Source organism: Pelatocladus sp. (assembly GCF_059505505.1).
Genome location: NZ_JCACKS010000100.1, coordinates 50,629 through 70,457, shown reverse-complemented (window position 1 = coordinate 70,457; position 19,829 = coordinate 50,629). Strand labels below are relative to the sequence as shown.

14 protein-coding genes, 2 tRNA genes and 1 pseudogene are annotated in these 19,829 nt (G+C 39.8%); 10 read left to right on the top strand and 7 right to left on the bottom strand.

Translation table 11 applies throughout. The features are described 5' to 3' along the window. The 3 genes and pseudogenes from AC5JMK_RS09000 to AC5JMK_RS08990 form a co-directional block, all read right to left on the bottom strand. Positions 1-226 (bottom strand): annotated as a pseudogene (locus AC5JMK_RS09000) (hypothetical protein); the annotation flags it as partial. A gap of 70 nt (positions 227-296) precedes the next feature. Beyond that, on the bottom strand, positions 297-1,430 hold the full coding sequence (gene recF, locus AC5JMK_RS08995; protein ID WP_495909913.1) for a DNA replication/repair protein RecF: 1,134 nt from the start codon (positions 1,428-1,430) through the stop codon (positions 297-299). 153 nt (positions 1,431-1,583) lie between these two features. Then, positions 1,584-4,469 (bottom strand): cation-translocating P-type ATPase, encoded by a 2,886-nt coding sequence (locus AC5JMK_RS08990; RefSeq protein ID WP_495909912.1) that lies wholly within the window; start codon positions 4,467-4,469, stop codon positions 1,584-1,586. Positions 4,470-4,765: 296 nt separating this feature from the next. Between AC5JMK_RS08990 and AC5JMK_RS08985 the strand changes: the two genes are divergently transcribed. Then, on the top strand, positions 4,766-6,436 hold the full coding sequence (locus AC5JMK_RS08985) for a transglutaminase domain-containing protein (RefSeq protein ID WP_495909911.1): 1,671 nt from the start codon (positions 4,766-4,768) through the stop codon (positions 6,434-6,436). 298 nt (positions 6,437-6,734) lie between these two features. On the opposite strand, the gene AC5JMK_RS08980 is transcribed toward AC5JMK_RS08985, so the two are convergent. Next, positions 6,735-7,283: a GTP-binding protein gene (locus AC5JMK_RS08980; protein ID WP_096676974.1), complete on the bottom strand. Its 549-nt coding sequence runs from the start codon at positions 7,281-7,283 to the stop codon at positions 6,735-6,737. Continuing rightward, positions 7,283-8,155: a DUF4388 domain-containing protein gene (locus AC5JMK_RS08975; RefSeq protein ID WP_495909910.1), complete on the bottom strand. Its 873-nt coding sequence runs from the start codon at positions 8,153-8,155 to the stop codon at positions 7,283-7,285. The genes AC5JMK_RS08980 and AC5JMK_RS08975 overlap by 1 nt, the downstream gene beginning before the upstream one ends. Positions 8,156-8,878: 723 nt before the next feature. Between AC5JMK_RS08975 and AC5JMK_RS08970 the strand changes: the two genes are divergently transcribed. From AC5JMK_RS08970 to AC5JMK_RS08945, 6 genes are all read left to right on the top strand, one after another. Then, positions 8,879-9,640 carry a DUF6816 family protein gene (locus tag AC5JMK_RS08970; protein ID WP_495909915.1) on the top strand — a complete coding sequence of 254 codons (762 nt, stop codon included), beginning with the start codon at positions 8,879-8,881 and terminating at the stop codon, positions 9,638-9,640. Positions 9,641-9,796: 156 nt separating this feature from the next. Further along, positions 9,797-11,614 (top strand): ABC transporter ATP-binding protein, encoded by a 1,818-nt coding sequence (locus AC5JMK_RS08965; protein ID WP_495909909.1) that lies wholly within the window; start codon positions 9,797-9,799, stop codon positions 11,612-11,614. Positions 11,615-11,821: 207 nt separating this feature from the next. Beyond that, positions 11,822-11,904 (top strand) — tRNA-Tyr (locus tag AC5JMK_RS08960). Positions 11,905-11,983: 79 nt separating this feature from the next. Continuing rightward, positions 11,984-12,055 (top strand) — tRNA-Thr (locus AC5JMK_RS08955). Between the two features lie 185 nt (positions 12,056-12,240). Then, positions 12,241-12,468, top strand: coding sequence for a type II toxin-antitoxin system HicA family toxin (locus tag AC5JMK_RS08950; RefSeq protein WP_096676970.1), 228 nt, complete (start codon positions 12,241-12,243; stop codon positions 12,466-12,468). After that, positions 12,461-12,679: a type II toxin-antitoxin system HicB family antitoxin gene (locus AC5JMK_RS08945; RefSeq protein ID WP_096676969.1), complete on the top strand. Its 219-nt coding sequence runs from the start codon at positions 12,461-12,463 to the stop codon at positions 12,677-12,679. Before AC5JMK_RS08950 ends, AC5JMK_RS08945 begins: the two co-directional genes overlap by 8 nt. A gap of 25 nt (positions 12,680-12,704) precedes the next feature. On the opposite strand, the gene AC5JMK_RS08940 is transcribed toward AC5JMK_RS08945, so the two are convergent. Further along, positions 12,705-13,454 carry an SDR family NAD(P)-dependent oxidoreductase gene (locus AC5JMK_RS08940; RefSeq protein WP_096676968.1) on the bottom strand — a complete coding sequence of 250 codons (750 nt, stop codon included), beginning with the start codon at positions 13,452-13,454 and terminating at the stop codon, positions 12,705-12,707. Positions 13,455-13,636: 182 nt separating this feature from the next. On the opposite strand from AC5JMK_RS08940, the gene AC5JMK_RS08935 reads away from it, so the two are divergent. The 3 genes from AC5JMK_RS08935 to AC5JMK_RS08925 all read left to right on the top strand — a co-directional run bounded on the left by AC5JMK_RS08935 (position 13,637) and on the right by AC5JMK_RS08925 (position 18,318). Next, positions 13,637-14,872 (top strand): tetratricopeptide repeat protein, encoded by a 1,236-nt coding sequence (locus AC5JMK_RS08935; protein ID WP_096676967.1) that lies wholly within the window; start codon positions 13,637-13,639, stop codon positions 14,870-14,872. A 689-nt stretch (positions 14,873-15,561) separates the two neighbouring features. Further along, positions 15,562-16,395 carry an SDR family NAD(P)-dependent oxidoreductase gene (locus AC5JMK_RS08930; RefSeq protein ID WP_495909908.1) on the top strand — a complete coding sequence of 278 codons (834 nt, stop codon included), beginning with the start codon at positions 15,562-15,564 and terminating at the stop codon, positions 16,393-16,395. Between the two features lie 369 nt (positions 16,396-16,764). Further along, on the top strand, positions 16,765-18,318 hold the full coding sequence (locus tag AC5JMK_RS08925; protein WP_096676966.1) for a GMC oxidoreductase: 1,554 nt from the start codon (positions 16,765-16,767) through the stop codon (positions 18,316-18,318). 208 nt (positions 18,319-18,526) lie between these two features. Here AC5JMK_RS08925 and AC5JMK_RS08920 read toward each other — a convergent pair whose 3' ends face one another. Then, positions 18,527-19,804 (bottom strand): glycosyltransferase, encoded by a 1,278-nt coding sequence (locus AC5JMK_RS08920; protein ID WP_096676965.1) that lies wholly within the window; start codon positions 19,802-19,804, stop codon positions 18,527-18,529. Positions 19,805-19,829: the final 25 nt, after the last annotated feature.

The following is a 19,829-nucleotide window of genomic DNA, read 5'->3' as shown; positions in this document are numbered from 1 at the left end:
CGTCGTCGAGTATCAAACACTCGTCGTCGAGTATCAAACACTCGTCGTCGAGTATCAAACACTCGTCGTCGAGTATCAAAGACCCGTCGTCGAGTATCAAAGACCCGATCGCTTTTTGAGCTTGGTATTCCTGACTAAAACCTAAAACAGCAATCAGTACCACAATTGCAATAATACCGACTGCATCTTTGTAGTCACCCAAAAAACCGGAGGCGATCGCAGCCACAATCAAAATGTTTCTTATTCCCTGTTCCTTGCCCGAAGAGCTTGGTTAAATTTATTTATGTTTATTATTTTTAAATTCCTACTTTCTCTGTTGATATTTCACCACTTTTAACATAAAAAATTTGGGAAGAATTCAACCATTGTGAATCAAAAGCACCCAAATGAGTAGTAGTAATTATTGTTTGAAAACGGTCTTGAATTGTATCAAGCAATTGATTTTGACGAGATGGATCTAATTCAGCTAAAACATCATCAAGAAGTAGTAGTGGTGGTTCTCCCACAACTTCTTCAATTAATTTTAATTCTGCTAGTTTCAAAGCTAATACTAGGGTTCGTTGCTGACCTTGAGAACCATATTGACGGGCTGGCGTTTGATTAATGATTAATTCTACTTCGTCCCGATGTGGCCCAACCAAAGTAGTGCCTTGGTGCAATTCAGCAACAGTTCTTTGTTGTAGTTTTTCTAGAAAGGCTTGCTGCACTTTTTCTGGATAATTTTGCTCTAAAGGAACGTTGGGTAAGTATTTAATTTGCAAAATTTCTTTACTGCCACTAATACTAGCGTGCCACATTTTGGCAATGGGGGCGAGTCTTTGTATGGCTCGTTCTCTGCGCCTAATAACTCGCGTACCTGCGATCGCCAACTGTGCATCCCATATAGCTAATTCAGATTGTAGAGACGTTGTATACGAACTCTCGATATTGCGTTTCAAAAAGGCATTTCGCTGGCGCAACACCTGATGATATTGCTGTAAAATGTGGGCGTATACTGGTTCTAGTTGAATCAACAGAGTATCTAGCCAGTGACGACGGCCTTCCGGGCCTCCGCGTACTAATTCTAAGTCCAAGCTAGAAAACTGTACGCCATTAAGAACACCAAGAAAATCCATTTGACGCCGCAGGTTTTCGCCGTTGAGATTCACAGTCCGGCGACCATTACGACGCAAAATTAAGTTTAGAGTACTAGTGCCAGTTTCTCGTTTGAGAGAAGCACTAATTTGCGCGAGTTCTTCTGCTTCTTGGACTAATTCGCGATCGCGGAAAGTACGATGCGATCGCAATGTTGCTAATAACTCCACTGCTTCCAATAAATTAGATTTACCCTGAGCATTATCGCCCACCAAAATCGTTTTGGGAGCAGTAAACTCAACCTGCTGTTCTTTATAGTTACGAAAGTGTCGGAGGTAGAGAGTTTTTAAATACATAGGGAATCGGGGAAAGGGGAAAGGGGATTCTCCAGAGGAGACGCACTCGCGTTCGGGGATCAGGGATCGGGGATCGGGGATCGGGAATTGGAATAAATTCTCCCTTGTCCTCCTTGTCCCCTTCCCTTGTCCCCTTTCCCCTTTCCCCGATCTCTAAACTGTTTTTTTGCCCATCAATCGGAAGACAATCTTTTCAATTTCAATCCACACAAACATTAAGGCACTAAAGCCAAGACAAACTCCCAATTCCGACAAGGGAAGATAATGAGTGCCGAAGAAATTACGCAGAGGCTGAACATAAACCAGCATCAGTTGTAAGATTGTGGTTACAATAACTGCCCCTAACACATAAGGATTTGACAAAGGATTCATTTCTATTGTCAGTCGGTTGTTAGAGCGAATCGCGATCGCATGACCCATTTGAGCAAGACACAGGGAAGTAAATACCATTGTTTTCCAGCGATCTGGACTCAATCCGTTAGTGTATGTTTGGGAGTGAAAGTATGCCCACTCCATCAAAATAATGGTAATGATCGCGAAAATAATCCCGATGCGAATCATGTAAGAACCCAACCCTCTAGCGAAAATGCTTTCACGGGGACTAAAGGGGGGACGTTTCATTACGTCGGGTTCGGGAGGTTCTACAGCTAATGCTAAGGCTGGTAAACCATCTGTCACCAAGTTCATCCACAAAATTTGTAGGGGTGTCAGGGGTACTCCTCCTAATCCTAAGATCGGCGCAGCTGCGATTGTGAGAACTTCACCGATATTACTTCCCAAAATATATTTGATAAAACGGCGGATATTGGTGTAAACAACTCGCCCTTCTTCGGTGGCAGCAACAATGGTAGCAAAGTTGTCATCTAGTAGCACCATGTCGCTGGCTTCTTTACTGACATCAGTACCAGTAATACCCATAGCAATACCGATATCAGCTTGTTTGAGGGCTGGGGCGTCGTTAACGCCATCACCAGTCATCGCAACAAATCTGCCTCTACGCTGTAAAGCTTGGACAATTCGCAGTTTGTGTTCTGGGGCAACTCTGGCATAAATACTTACCAAGTCTACATTTTGCTCTAGGTCTTCTTTGCTCATTCGTTGCAGTTCTTGACCAGTGAGGACGCGATCGCCTGCTTGAGCAATTCCTAGATCAGTGGCGATCGCTCGTGCTGTTAACTGATGATCACCAGTAATCATAATCGGTCGAATGCCTGCTTCTCGACATTCTTGTACCGCCGCCCTGACTTCGGGACGAGGTGCATCAAGCATTCCGACTAAACCCAGCCAGACTAATTCTTGCTCAAATGTCTCATCTGAACCTTCGGGTGGGATTTTTGTAAGTGGTTTATAGGCAAAACCCAGTACTCGCAGACCATTAGAAGCCATGCGATCGTTTTGTGCTAAAATCTCATCTCGCTGTTCTTGAGTCAGACAAACAGCGCCATTACCTATATAAAGTTGAGTACAACGAGCCAAAATTAATTCTGGTGAGCCTTTGGTAAACATTAAATAGTCATGGGAGTTCACCAAATTGCTGATAGTTGGGTCAACATCATTTAAAGGTGAAACACCTGTTTCTACTTGCTCAACCTTAGAAATCACACTCATTCGTTTCCGTTCCGAAGAAAACGGAAACTCGCTCACGCGCGGCAATTTACTATCCCACTGGTCTTTTTCTATTCCTCCTTTGCCAGCCAGTGTCACCAAAGCACCCTCTGTTGGGTCTCCTAAAATAGTCCACTGTCCTTGCTGCTGTTGCAAATGTGCATCATTACAAACAGCACAGGCAACTAACAAGGCTTGTAGTTCTGGGTTATCTTGTACCTCAATAGGATTATTTTCTAGTTGAAACTCGCCTGTAGGAGCGTAACCTTCTCCTGTAACGCGAAATTCTTGGTGAAGAGAAGTTGCTTGATCTTGATTTGGGCTAGAAGCATGTGTGTAGGCAGCTTGTACTACCATCTTGTTCTGAGTCAGAGTCCCGGTTTTATCAGAACAGATGGTGGTGACAGAACCCAAGGTTTCTACGGCTGGTAATTTGCGAATTAAAGCTTTGCGACGTACCATCCGTTGAGTTCCCAAAGCCAGGGTGACAGTGATCACTGCGGGTAAGCCTTCTGGTACTACCGCCACCGCCATACTCAAAGAAACTTCCAATAGTTCTGTTAAATTGCCACCACGCAGCAAACCTACAATTACAACAATGGCTACCAACACTAAAGAACCTGTGACTAGGACATTGCCAAGCTGGGTCATGCGTTGTTGTAGAGGCGTGGGTTCACTTTCCACGGACTGCAACATGGTAGCAATTTTTCCGAGTTCGGTTGTCATACCAGTGTTTGTTACCAGAACTTTGCCCCGTCCTTGGACAACTTCTGTACCCTGGAAGACCGAATTGATGCGATCGCCGATTCCTGTATCTTCAGGTAATGTAGTTGCTGTCTGTTTGTTAACTGCTTCGGCTTCGCCCGTAAGTGCCGATTCTCGGATTTGCAAGTTCGATGTTTCTAGTAAAAGTCCATCTGCTGCCACTTGCACTCCTGCTTCTAGCAGCATTATATCTCCCGGCACTAAATCTTTAGCAGCCACTTCTGATGGTTTACGGTCACGAATAATGCGGACGTTGGGAGAGGAGAGTTTTTTCAGTGCTGCGAGGGCTTTTTCGGCACGGCTTTCTTGAACATAGCCTAGAATACCGTTGAGAACGACAATGGCTAAGATGGCGATCGTATCTTTGAATGGTACTTCACCCGGTTTCAACTCGCCTCTTTGCAAAGCCAGCAGGTCTAAAACCCCGGAAACAATTGCCACGGCGATCAGCATCAACAACATAATATTTTTGAACTGATCTACCAAAATTTCCCAGGTGCTGCGACCACCGGTTTCCTCAAGTTCGTTCGGGCCATATTTTTCCAAGCGCTGTTGCACTTCTTGAGGTGATAAGCCAGTGTCTGCATTAGTGGAGAGCAGTTCTATTGCTTTATCAACTTCTAAACTATGCCAAGCGGTAGTTGAATCAGGCAGAGAATGAGCAGACATCGTGTAAGTTACAGGAAATGGTTACAGAATTCGATCATAATTTAGTGATAGCTATAAAAACCATCAACTAAAGTAACAGTATTCAAAAGTGAAAACCCATGAGATACTCAAACACGGCATTGAAAATGTTGTTATTGCTAAAGTAATTGCCTTTTGTAGCACATCATCCTTGATAATTGTTACTAAACAAGGGGATGGGGTTTTACGCGCGATCAATAAAATTTGGGAGTTGAATTGCACAAAACATACCAAAATAAATTCCAGGCGTGCTAAATCTTTAAGTACATTAGTTTAATATGAATTTTGCTCTTTCCAGTTTGACCGCTAACCAGATGTTCGGGCAAAAAACAATTCGACCAATTGGTGCCGCCGTTTTGGGTGGTATTACTTTCTTCCAGGATACTCTGATTGCTATTGACTCTCCTAAAGGGTATCTGCTGCAAATAGATCCTGCCACTGACAATACAAAAATTCTCAATGCTCATCAAAGCAGAGAATTTACAGACGTCACTGGTTTGGCAATTTGGGAAGATACCCTCTGGGTGACAAGGGATAATAGTGTTTATTTGTGTAAATTAAATTCTTTAGGGCTAGAACATTTTGTCACCTTGCCTTACCCTGCTGATGGTATTGCTGTTTGGGAATCAACAGTTTATATCAGTTGCCAAAAATTGGGAGATATTCTAATTTTTAATCGCGATACCCGTAAAGAAATTACCAGATTTTATGCTCCTGGCGTAGGAATAGAAAATTTGGCTGTAACTGATGAAATTCTTTGGGCTTGCGATGCTACAGAACAAACTGTTTACTGTATGGACAGGGCGACAGGAGAAGTGCAATTTAGTGTACTAACACCGTTTGAGTCTCCTACAGGCATAGCAGTACAAACAAATACAAACACAGGTCAACAAGCTCTCTACGTCGCCTACGCTTCCGAAGAACCTTATGTGCGCGATAACCCGAATGCTGACCCTAACCACGAATTAGCATATCGCGATCGCACGTTTATTCACCCACTCCACTATCGTTATTTCCCAGACAAGCGCTACGCTCTTTCTAATGGCTATCTGCTCGAAATGTCTTATGTGGAGGAAATTGCCCCAATTGAAGAGGTTTACTTACAAGACCTAGAATGGCGTATTGCCCTACCCAGTGACACAGATCGCCAAAAAGTCAAATACGTTGAACCTGTGGGACTACCTTTTAAAGAAGAAATTATAGATGGGCAACGTGTGGCGGTATTTAAATTTGATACCCTTACCCCAGGCGAACGGCACATGTTTGGCTGGAAAGCAGTTGTGGAAGTCAGAGGTATAAAATATCGTCTCACTCCAGCAGATGTAGAAGATATTCCTGAACTATCGCCAGAATATCAAACTCGCTATCTTGTGGATGATGATGAATTGGCGATGGATACTACCATTGTTCGTCGTGCTGCTGAAGAAGCAATTGGCACAGAAACCAATTTGCTTCGGAAAATGTACAGCATCCGTAATTATGTTTATGACCAACTAGCTTATGGTATTAAACCTCACATAGATACTCCAGATCGAGTTTTAGAAAGAGGCGTAGGTTCTTGCGGTGAGTATGTAGGTGTGTTACTGGCTTTGTGTCGCTTAAATGGCATAGCTTGTCGTACTGTCGGACGCTATAAATGTCCCACCTACGCAGAACACCAACATGTCCCCCTACAACCAGACTACAACCATGTGTGGTTGGAATTTTACATACCTGGTTTTGGCTGGTTGCCAATGGAATCGAATCCTGATGATATTGGTAATAATGGGCCTTATCCCACACGCTTTTTTATGGGTTTGTGCTGGTATCACATTGAAATTGGTAAAGGTATCCCCTTTGAAACTTTAACTAGTAAAGGTGCGAGGCTGACAAAAGAAGAAATTTCTATTGGTGAGTTAGCAATTAATCACATTCGATTCACAATTTTGGGAGAATTACCACCGTTTTAGAGATGAAAAACCCCGGTAATTAGTTGGCTACCGGGGGAGGAGGTTTTCGCAATTTGCTAAAGGACGGCATATGTTTACAATGTACTTATCTTGATGATAAAAAGTTGCCAAAATGGCAGATAAATTAATGTGGCGGAGTGAATGACTTCTCAGACTTGCGTAATATTCTAGGATTTTCTACTGGCACTAAATTTTATGCGACATGAGAGAACCCACGTAGGTGTCTTCCTAAAAGGAAGACGCTACGCGTCATGTATGTGTAGCCGCGACTTCTAATCGCCAGGTAAAAAGTATCAGTTTACTCACTAAAATCCTGGTAATACTTAGTAATTTCTTCGATCAATGCAATTAAACTTTCTTTGACAGAAGCAGGTTCTGTCGCATTAACAGACATGATCGGTAGTCTGTTCTTTTCATCCAATAATCCCAAAGCTAATGCAATATCTTCCATTTGCCAAGCATCCGGACAATCAGTATGAGTTAGCCCAATTAAACATGGTATTTTTACCCGATGCTTCATAAATTGAAGGATTTTTCGACTATAGCGCAGATGTTCTGGACGGTGTGCATCTATTAGTAAGATGTAGGCGTGGGCTTTTTGGATTAAGATATCCCACATAAAATCAAATCGTGCTTGTCCAGGTGTGCCATAAAGATGTAGTGATTGATTGGGTGCAATAGTCAATCGCCCAAAATCTAATGCAACTGTAGTTTTTTCTTTCAAAAGTGCGATGTCATCAGTTGCTTTTCTATCAGTATCTACCATTTCGATTTCACTGATGGTACGAATAAAACTGGTTTTACCTGCACCTACGCCTCCAGTGATCACAACGCGTAGGATTTCCATTAATTATTACTCCTCAAAAAGCCAACTATATTTTGTAGAAATAAAGTACTGATTTTGATGGTTGTCCCGACTGAAGATTGGTTTGCTTGAGAAGAATGAACTAAGTTTAAATCTACAGGATAAGTACTCAGTTCTGGTGTTGATTCGTTCAAGGGAACTTCTTCTATTAAACAAGCCAACATGAGCCGAAAAGCTGCTTGTTGAACTAAAGCTATTGCTTGATTGAGTTGATTGGCGATCGCACTTAAGCTGACGCTACCATTGGCAAATTCCCATACCTGCCACTCTAAAGCATGTAAATGAATTTGTGGTTTACCTTGAGCAATGCTGTTTATAGCCGAATTGGGATCTGGGAGTGCATCAGCTAATATTTTCCAGCTTTTTAATGTTCTTAAAGCCACTAAAGCTATTTCTATTGCTCTAAGACTTAATCCTGTCATTTCTTTAACAGGTAATGATGCTTTGCTGTCAAGTTTAAATACACCTGTTTGAATTTCAAACAACTGTCGTACCTGATGCATTTGACTAGCAAATAATAAATTTAATTGCTCGGTGTTGAGTAAACCTTCAGCTTTTAGAGATAAACCAAGGGGTTTTTCTGGGGAAAATATTTGACAAGATTTTTCTATAAGTTGCTGATTGACCCAATTTCGTTGAGTAATTTTATGGACTAAACCTTGACCGTTTAAGCGATGTGCTGCTGCAACTACACGCCCTTGTCGAAACCAAATGTAATAGTATTGTGATTTAGAATCAGGAGTGTGAATATCTGGTAGAGTACATACACTTAAACAACCAGATTTTCTGCCTTGGTCAATTAGTTGAAACAATTCAGCTAAAGAAAAATCCGTGAAAGAACTAGATAGGTTCATTAGCTCATCCAAGCATAAATAAAGTAATCAGCAAAGATTACACCCTAATAACTGATTGAATATTTTGTCAGTTTTAAATTATTACTCTTCAACAGAGTCAAATACTTACAAATTTAAATTTACAAGTATCGATTAATATTCACATAAAAATAATTTACACTTATAAATTCCTAATTTAATTGTCATACTAATTTAACCATCTTTTGCTAATATACAAGGCTTATACTTGCTATTTTGAAAAAATTACCTTTTTTGCATCACATCATTTCAGAAGCATAAAATACAGATTTCCTTTCTTAGAATGGGTAATTTTACTAATGTATCTCTTTCTAATTGTCTAAATTAAGTAATAACACTTATAAAATTTAAATACAAGTATAAATAAAAACTAATAAACATGATTTTATGAGAGCAATAAACCACCTCGCAATCTTATTATCAAGTTAAAAAGCGGCAATTAATATCTTTTTTAGACAAAACGCAAATAAAATATACATATTTAGCCAAATTATGAGTATTTATGGCTAATAACCTCCTCTAACTAAGAAAATAGACTTTTATTATTACGTGGTTCTCAGTCTTTTCAGAATACACTAATGTTTTTATTGAAATTAGTGCTGTAAAAGTTAAATTTAGTAACGAAAGTGCAACATAATTTCTAATTGGATGAGCTTTTAATCCTATAAATTTTAAATTTTGAAAATAATAGTGTTGATAATTAATATGGTGAGAATTTGGAGTTTGTGTTTGATTTTTTTATTGCTGCTGTGGAGTGGAGAAGCAAAAGCAGGAGAGTTAGCCAAACGTTTAGATAGCTTTCCTATTTGGGAAAAAATCACTTCTGCCCAAACCGCTACGGGAGACTTAGTATATCCTGAATGGATGATGGGTGAGTGGCAACTTAGCAGCACACTTGTAGATATGATTGCACCTTTAGCGCCTGAGATTATCACCCCTGGATTTGAGGGAAATAGCCAATATCTCAATCAGCCTATTGAGTGTCAAGTGCGATTTGTCAAGCAAACTACACCTGTTGCTGGATTAAAAATTTATTCTAGTGTAGATAGAAAATCAGCAGTAGTTGCGGATCGAGCATTTAACGGCTTAAATTTGGCAAGGGCTTATTTAGGCGATGCGACTGTGATTGCTGTCAAAGTAGATCCAAATTCGCCTAATCGTCAGATCACGTTTTTACGTCATGAACGCCAATTAATTTCGATAGTTTCTGCACGGGCTACAGAAACTACACCTGATGGTAGGTTTATTACAACAGAAGTTTTTCAACAATTATTTAAAGGTGGTGGACGTCCTTATTTCAATTTAGTTGAATCTACGACTGCTTACCGTAAATTATCTACTTCCAATCCAGCCATAGAAGCGGATCAAGTTACTGCTATTTACCTTTCACCCCAAGACCCAGATTATTTTCAAGCTGGTTCTCGTCCAGTTGCTTTGTATCGATATCGACTGGAATTTTTTCGATAGTTAAGTAAGGATGAAACGATTTTTGTGAAACTGTATAATAACTGTTCATCTCTTCCCAAAGACTAATTTAGCAATTTGCCTCTTGACTACAATGTAATATATATGTAGTATAATACTTCCAGAGCTACAGACTCATGCTCTTGGACAGTGTGCATCATGGCAAACTTTAGAGATATTCTCAATTATTTTCGTCCATACTGGAAGCTGAGTATTTTAAGTATTGCTGCTACCAGTGTTTACGAGATTATCGATTTGGTCGTACCGTATGCGATCGGGCAGATTTTGAATGTGTTGTCTAATCAACCATTAGATCAGCCATTGACGGTAGCGATCGCCACATTAGCAAACATTATCAATTACCCAGTTAATCAGCTTCTATCTTTAGGTGTATTGCTGGGTTTAATTTTTCTTGTGACTGTGGTGAGAGCGCCGACACAACCTTGGTTAACTAGTTGGTTTCATTGGGATATTGCCCTAAGATCGCGTCGAGATCAACATCAAAAAGCGATTGAAAAGATTCTCACCTTACCCCTAGAATTTTATGACGAAAATAACCCCGGACGCATTGCTGGGAGAGTAGCAAGAGGTGTCGCCAACCACACTTGGACTTATCCCGAAATCGCTGGACAGATGATTCCGAAGCTGTTTCGCGTCTTGGGAATTTTTGTATTTATCTGGTTTGTGGAGTGGCGAATCGCGATTTTGTACTTAATTTCCTTTGTGGTTATTCTAGGCTTTACCTTGAAAAACTTAAAGCGCCTAGTTTGGCATGATAACCGCTTGGATAAATATGGAGAAGGGACAGAAAGTCGGACTTCGGAAATTATTAGCAACATTAAAACAGTAAAAGCATTTGCGACAGAAGCCAAAGAACTAGAACGGCAAAGAGTCCGTTTAGAACGTGAATTCACTGTGGTGGATTATCGTATCCACAAGGGTTACGTCAAGCTCAACACCAAGCAAAGAACTGTCATTCAGTTTTGCGTGTTTGCGATTTTAGGTTTGACGCTCGTAGAAACAGTAGCTGGCAGGATTTCTCTTGGTCATTTTATCATGACCTTAACTCTTTCCAGCATGGCTTATGCGGAGTTGGAACCAATTAGCGTATTGGCAGAGATGTTTGCTCGTCGCTATAGTTCTATGGTGCGGTTTAACGAATTTCTGCAAGAACCATCTGGAGTTGATTCGGTTGGTCTTTTGGAGAAACCGCAACCAGATGCTGCTTATCAATTTACAGGAAAAGTAGAGTTTTCCCACGTGAGCTTTGGCTACGAACCTCAACGCCCAGTTTTGCAGGATATCAATCTCTTGATTGAACCATATCAAACAGTCGCGTTAGTCGGGCGATCAGGTTCTGGTAAATCTACTTTGGTAAAATTACTATTGCGCTATTTTGAACCGAATGAAGGTCAAATTCTGATTGATGGTCAAGATATTCGCACTTTAGATGTGGGGAATTATCGCCGCAGACTGGCAATAGTTCACCAAGAAGTAGATGTTTTTAACGGAACTGTTTTGGATAATCTCAAGTATGGTCGATCAGATGTTACCTTTGACCAAGTTGAAGAAGCCTGTAGAATCGCCAGACTTGATGAAGTGATTCAGAATTTAACTCATGGTTATTACACAGTGGTAGGAGAAAGGGGTGTGAGGTTGTCTGGTGGACAAAGACAGCGCCTGGGAATTGCTAGAGCATTATTAGTAGAACCAGATGTGCTGGTTTTTGACGAAGCGACTTCTAGCTTAGATTATGAGTCTGAGCGTTCCATTCAATTAGCCATGCGATCGCTCCAAGGAACTCGTACCACAATTGTCATTGCTCACCGCCTGAGTACAGTCAGAGAAGCAGATCAGATTGTGGTTCTAGACCAAGGCAAAATCATAGAAGTTGGTAGTCACGAACAACTTCTACGTCATGGCGGTATTTACCATCGCTTGCACGCACTGCAAGAAACAGGTGAATTACTGAGTTAGGGATTGGGGATTCTCCAGAGGAGACGCTACGCGTAGACGCGCAAGCGGCTTCTCACAGAGTACGGGGATCGGGGATTGGTATTCTCATCTCTCTCTTGTCCCCCTTGTCCCCCTTGTCCTCTTTCCCCGTTCCCCAATAAATTTTTTTTGAAAAAAAGGTTGGAAATTTTAAAACCTTGTGCTATTATTCTTAATCGTGGGTCTCACGGGTCGGTGTCCGAGTGGTTAATGGAGACGGACTGTAAATCCGTTGGCTAGCGCCTACGCTGGTTCAAATCCAGCCCGGCCCACCTGCTAAAGTTAAAAGTGTAAAATTAAAATTTCAAAGTTTTAGTTTTACATTTTTAATTTTATGAATGCGTTAATTTTGCCCGTGTAGCTCAGTGGTAGAGCACACCCTTGGTAAGGGTGAGGTCGCGAGTTCAATCCTCGCCACGGGCTTTTTGATTTTATGATTAATTCTTCTTTTGTCGTTTGCCAAATTATTTTGTCGATTGTCGATTGCCAAATTATAGTTTACTAATAAGGGAAATGGTGGAGCGATCATCTAACCACACACTTAGAGGCTCGCTTTTTTAGGTGAGATTAAGGTTACTATGCTGTAGTTGATAGTCAATATCTCATTAATGCCCAAGAAAATTAGGGAGTTAAAACAATGGCTACGTCAAGTAGGTTTTAGTGAACTCCCAGGAAAAGGAAGCCACACTAACTGGATACATCCCTTGTATGCTGGGAAGCTAACGGTTTCAGGGAAAGATAGTTCCGACGCTAAACCCTACCAAGAAAAGGATGTGCAACAAGCTATAAAAGAGGTAGAGGAGAAACAACAGCAGGAGAAGCAGGAAGATGAGTAAATTTAAGTACCAAATGTTGATTCAATGGTCTCTTGAAGACAACTGCTTCTTAGTTGGATTTCCTGATTTTCCCGGACAGCGTTGGCGGACTCATGGCGATACTTATGAAGAGGCTGTGGCGAACGGTATTGAAGCGTTAGAATCCCTAATTATGGCTTATGAAGCCACAAATGAACCGCTTCCACAGCCAACAGTTTATCAAGTTGCCTAATCGTGCTTATTATCATGCTATCGCACTACCACCCTTGCTGTGTAGGTCGAATCAGAATTTCGTTAACATTGACGCGCTGTGGTTGTGTCACCGCATAAACAATTGCAGCTGCGATATCCTCGCTTTCTAGAGGTGTAACTGATTGACGGCGTTCTTCGCTGCGTTTTTTGACAACAGGATCACTAACGTCTTGATTTATTTCTGTATTTACTAAACCAGGTTCGATGATAGTTACACGGATATTATGTTTGTAGACTTCTTTGCGTAAAGCTTCTGAAAAACCATTCACAGCCCATTTGGTCGCATTATATACAGCAATATCTTCTCTGGCTGTCCGACCTGCGACGGATGAAATATTGACGATATGTCCTGTACCCTGAGTTTTGAGGATTGGTAACACCGCGTGAGTTGCGTACAACAGTCCCACAATATTGATATCAATCATGCGCCGCCAATCTGAAGTTTTAGCACCATCAATCGGCCCTGAAAAGGCGACACCTGCATTGTTAACGAGGATATCGATCCGACCGAATTCTGCATTGGTCTTTTGAACAAGATTCTGAACTTGGTTTTCGTCTGTCACATCAGTAATTATGGGTAGTGCTTCACCACCACTATCACCAATACGTCGTGTTAGCTTCTCTAAGCGATCGCCACGTCGAGCAGCCAAAACCACTTTTGCACCTTCTAATGCAAGAGCGATCGCAGTTGCTTCACCAATACCAGCAGAAGCCCCGGTAACAATTGCAACTTTGCCTTCTAATTTACCTGTCATGATGTTCACCCTCGCAGAACAAATGCTTTTTGGCTAAAGTCAGTCTATGGTTTTTCAAAAAAAGCAAAGTTGTTGAATTTGCAGGAGAATTTTTGAATGACTATCGTCAGTATACCTAATTTGACAATTGACGAGTTCTTTATTCCCTTTTCCCTCTTAATATTGACCAACAACCAACAATTATGTTCAAATGCTTAAGTGTGACAATTACTGCTACTACTGCTTTGTGGTTACTTGGTGCTTCCTTGACTATGGCGGCTACTAAAAAGCCTCAACCACCAGATGAGTTTCCGCCATCACCGTTAGAGATTACCACACCTGATCCACTGTTGCCACGGAATCCAGACAAAGACAAACAGCCGTTATCTGTGATTGAACAGCAAAAGCTGGAGACAGAATTGGATAAGTTGAATCAACAAGCTACCGCAAAACTACAAGCTGGTGATGAGTTGGGAGCATTTGATATCTGGAACCGAGAACTGCGGTTGCGTCGCTATTTGGGTTCTCTCAAAGAGGTGCAAGCACTAGGAAGAGTGGGTGCTGTAGCCTATCAAAAAAGCAATCGTCCACAGATACGATACATTACTCAGCGATTGCAAGCCATTCAAAAACAAGCACAATCACAAAAAACTCCTGATTTAGAGTTACTCCAAGCACTAGGACAAGCTTATCAACAAGTGCGATCGCCTGAAAATGCCGTGGAAGCGTATCAGCAAGTTCTAACTGCGGTGCGACAACAGCAAAATACAGCCAAAGAGGTAGAAATTTTACAGGCGATCGCACAAGTGCATTTGAGTTGGTTTGATTACAGCAAAGCAGCAGATACGTATCAGGAGTTGTTAAAACTAGCTACTGCTAAGGGTGATAGTGTCAACGAGTTAGTATACTTACAAAGATTAGCTTATATTTATGAACACGGGAAACAACCCCAGCAAGCAATAGAAATACAGAATCGACTCGCACAAATATATCAAAGACAGAATAATCCAACTCAACTACCAGCTTTAAAACTAGCGATCGGTTCAGATTATGAATCTCTAGCTAAGAAAAATCCTAATCTTCTTCAAGAAGCTTTTAATAACTATCAACAAGCTTACACAATTGCTTGGCAATCACAACAGTACGTACGTGCAGGTGAAGCTTTGCAAAAATTAATCACACTCTACCGTTCTCAAGGACAAATACAAGAAGCATTGCAAGCTAGTGAAATTCTTGTACAGACTCAACAATTAGCTTCCAATTTTTATGGTTTAATGAATGCTTACGATCAAATCGGCAAAATGCACTTGGAACGTAAAGACTATCCGCAAGCACTACAAGCTTTTCAAAAAGGGTTGGAAGTAGCACAACAATTAAAGTACGAGGAAGATTACTTTTCTGGACAAATTCAAAAACTTTCTGGACAAAACCCACAATAAAGTAGAGACGCGTAGCTATACCTAAAAACTATCTCTTTTTGCCGATGTTGTTTAATAAGTAGAATGATTTGAAAAAAACAAACTATGTGAAGTAATGTAACCTTACTGGAATCTAGTTACTAGGTTTGCTAGTTTATTTTTTCTCGGCTTTTGTCATGAATTAATGATTATTTTCAGCAATTAAAATTATATAGCAATCCTATATGATTTGTAAAAATCGCAAAGCTCAGAACCCCGACTTTTATAAGAAGTCGGGGTTCTTGTCTTTTACGAACAATCTAGGAATGCTATATAAACCTTTAGATTTATACTTTTATAATCTATTGTATGGAATGTTTGATAATTCAAAAATGTTAAAAATAATGAGACTTGTGTTTTAATTAAATTAAATTGGCAATTAATAGCTAGAAAAGTGTCAAGTTAATAGAGTATGCTGAGAGCGTTTAGGGGAATTAAGCGTAAGAAGACGCTAGATTGGTTATTAATTGTATTTGCTCTCAGAGTGTAGATAATTAGTAATTATGAATGTTCTACTAAAGTGAAGTAGAGCAGAGGTTGTTTTTCGTCTTTAATCTTTAGCTATTAGTAACAGACCATGAATTTACTGTTTGTTCATGGTTACTTGTTGTTTGGATGAGAACAACCAACAATCAACAACCAACAATCAACAATTATCAACTAATCTAATCATGAAAAATCTTGCAGGTAAGACAGTAGTTTTGACTGGCGCTGCGGGTGGAATCGGAGTATTTATTGCTCGCGCGCTAGCAAAAGAAAAAGCAACTGTAGTTGGTGTTTCTCGTTCCCAAGAAAAGTTAGAAAAAATTCGTGCTGACATCGAAGCTACAGGTGGTAGATACATCAGCGTTCCTTTTGATATCAGCCAATTGGAAGAATTACCATTACTTGTACAGCAAATTAATCAAATGGCGGGTCGAATTGATATTTTGATTAATAATGCTGCGATTGAAAAGTATCGACCTTTTCAAAATTACTCTCTCAAAGATATCCAATCAATACTGGGAACTAATTTATTAGCAGGAATGGAGCTAGCTCGGTTAGTATTGCCGAGTATGTTAGAGCGTAATCATGGTAACATTGTCAATATTTCTTCAGGCTCTGGGAAAAAGGGAGCGCCTTACAATAGTATTTATTCTGCCAGTAAAGCTGGTTTAATTATGTGGACAGATGCGATGCGTCAAGAATTAGTTGATACTAATATAGGGGTATCTGTAATTTGTCCGGGATACACAAAAGCGGGGATGTTTTTGAAATTTGGTTTACCAGCACCGAAATTAGCACGTGTTTCTGAACCAAAAACTGTTGCGATCGCAGTTATAGATGCCATCAAAAACAACAAAGCAGAAGTAATACTTGATGGCTTACTAACAAGGCTTCTATTTTCTAATGTACAACTTTTTCCAGAATTTGGAGATGCGATTTACCGTTGGATTGGTTTGACCAATCTAAATCAAACCTGTGCAGAAAATCAAATGCTAGCCGAAAGACGTTCACATCAGTAGTAATCTTTTAGATTAACTTCAAATTGTTTGTAGTAAGATGTTTAGTGCTTAAATTAGCCCTAAACATCTTACTACAAACTTTAACTTATATTTGATATCAAGTTTTCAACAAGTTAATAAATGTATTCGATAAAAATTGCATAAAAATTATATTTGTTACATTAAAACTGCAATAATCATCACTAAAAAATATCATGATTTGATTTTTGATAATTTTACTTACCTTAATAGATAACCATTGAAAAAGATAAATAGCAGCTTGCCATTTATATAGCTGCTATTTATACTCGTCGTGATGTTTTGTATTTAGTATCATTCTTTTTTCCTCACACCTGGTGCATGACCACAAACTCAACCAACGGAGAAAAAATGGCTGATTGTCATTATGATGTAATCATCATTGGTACGGGTGCTGGTGGAGGAACACTAGCATATAAATTAGCACCAAGTGGAAAGAAAATTTTGCTGCTAGAAAGAGGTTCTTTCGTACCTCAAGAAAAAGCAAATTGGGATTCTCGGCTAATTTTTCAAAAAAAATGTTATCGTCCCCAAGAAGTTTGGTACGACAAACATGGTCAAGTAATTCGTCCAGTCACACACTATTATGTTGGTGGTAACACTAAATTTTATGGTGGAGCATTATTTAGATTTCGTGAACAAGACTTTAATAAAGTTTTTCATCGAGACGGTATCTCTCCGGAATGGCCATTAAGATATCAAGATTTTGCACCATACTATACGGAAGCAGAAAAACTATATGAAGTACATGGTCAGCGAAATTTAGATCCTACTGAACCTCAAATTAGTGAAGATTACCCTTTTCTTCCTATCAGCCACGAACCATATATTAAAGAAATTAATGATGGTTTAAAAAACAAAGGCTTACATCCATTTTATTTACCACTTGGGATTAAATTAAATGAAACTAATCGTTTTTTAAGTACTTGTATTCGTTGTGATACTTGTGATGGTTTTCCATGTTTTGTGAATGCAAAATCTGATGCTGATATTAACTGTGTGCGTCCAGCTATAGCTAATCCAAACGTGACTTTAATTACTCAAGCCAAAGTTCTACGTCTACACACAAGTGCATCTGGTCGAGAAGTTACCGGAGTAGTAGCAGAAATCGCAGGAAAACGGCATATTTTTTCGGCAGATATTGTTGTTCTGGCTTGTGGTGCTGTCAATTCAGCAGTATTATTACTTCAGTCTGCTAATGATCGACATCCAAATGGATTAGCCAATAGTTCTCATCTGGTAGGGCGAAATTACATGGCTCATAAATTTGGAGTAGTCATGGCTTTATCTACAAAATTTAATCCTACAGTTTTTCACAAAACAATAGCTGTCAATGATTTTTATTGGGGTGAAAAAGGTTTTCCCTTTCCTATGGGAAGCATTCAATTGCTAGGTAATCTCACCACAAATAAAGTTGCTGCTTATGCACCACCTTTGACACCTAAATTTATTGCAGAAGCAGTAGCAAACCATTCTGTTTCTTGGTTACTGATCACTGAAGATTTACCAAATCCTAACAACCGTGTTTATCTTAAAGGAGAGCAAATTATTGTTGATTATACCAAGAATAATGAACAAGGCTTTAATCGTTTGATGAAACGCTGGGTTTCAGTTTTACAATCAATGAAACTACCATCTCACAAAGGACATGTTTCAGTTGTCTTTCCTCAAAATTTAACTGTGAAAGAAGTTGGACATCAATGTGGTACTTGTCGTTTTGGCGAACATCCCAGAAAGTCTGTACTCGATCTTAATTGTCGTACCCACGATGTCGATAATCTTTATGTTGTTGATGGTAGCTTTTTCCCTTCTAGTTCTGCTGTGAATCCGTCATTGACAATTATGGCAAATGCATTGCGAGTGGGAGAACACCTGTTAGAAAGGATAAATCACCACTTTTATTAATTATGTTCGTCCGGAAGTTAAAGATTTTCGGCAGGCTATAGAAAAATTTAAAGAAAACTTACCAACTATTTTACAGGCATTACGAGATTGCACTTTCCTAATTTACCGCCAGAGAATAAATTCTCTGGCTAATAGCTCAAGTCCACTTAAGTGGACTAAAATTCTTGATAAGTCTTCTAAAGAAGACTTTCGCTATAAGCTTTGGAATTCATTCCAAAGCGGGAATAGGTGTTGCTGCTAAATTGTTTGATTTTTCCACTATTTGATGTAGTCTCTGTTCAAACTTTTGCATACATACAGACCAATCATATTCAAGAACAGAAAAACGAGCGTGGAGAGACATTTCTTCTTTAAGTTCGGGATTTTCGAGAATTCTAATTACTTTATTTGCAAAATCCCAAGGACTATTTGGTTGAGCTAAAAAGCCATTGCGACCAGGAACTACTTGTTCTGAGGTTGAGGGTGCTTTGACTGCAATTACAGGAGTTCCCGATGCTAAAGCTTCGTTGGTGGAAGTGCAGAAGTTTTCGGTAACAGATGCATTGACAAAAACATCGGCTCGTGCATACCATCCCAATAGTTCTGTACCATGAGATTCTCCCCAGACGGTTACACCTTTGCCAAATTGAGCTGCACGTTGACGGATTTCTTCTTGTTGGGGACCACTACCAACAATAACTAGATGTACATCAGGGATTTTGGCAGCGACGATTGGGTATATATCTAAAAGTTGAATAACACTCTTTTCGGGAGCAATGCGTCCAACAAACAAAAGTGTGGGACGATTATCGTTGGGAATGGGGTTGTAGGAGATATTGGCAGGATTAAATTTTTGGCAATCTATACCTTGATAGGGTAGATATTCGCTGCGTTGGGATTTCAAGCTTTGATATTTTTCAAGTTGTTCGCGTGAAGAAAAAAAGTTATGGTCGTAAGCTTCGCTGAATTGCTTGATTAACATGGGTAACATGGGACGAATAAAGCTAAAAAATTGATTGCCCATGTAATAGCGAATATAAGCAACGATATCAGTGTGGAATAGCGATATGATTGGTGTGCCAGTTTTCTTAGCGTATTCAATACCTACAGGACGACCGTAACCTTGCAAATAAAGTGAATAAAAGCCTCGCATTTGTGGTGCTTCTTCAACAATCACAATGTCTGGTTTATAGTTCTCCAGTAATTTGGTATCGCTCCAATGACGATTATGTAATGGTTGGGGAAGAGATTTATAAAAGATCAAGGGTTGAGTGGGAAATGCATAGGAAGAAAATTTGGGAAAAGTTTGGAGTTCTTTGAGTCCCTCCATCGGACGATTACCAACTTCTTCTGGATATTGATCGTTGATTTCTGGATGGATGAGAAATACTTCGTGTCCCTGTTGTAGTAACCAGCGCACTCGTTGGTGTACTGCGATGGAAACCCCTGTCAAAAATGGCGCATACAATCCTGTAATTAACGCTATGCGAAGAGGTTGTTTTTTCATAGTTAAGGATTTGTGGAGATGAGGA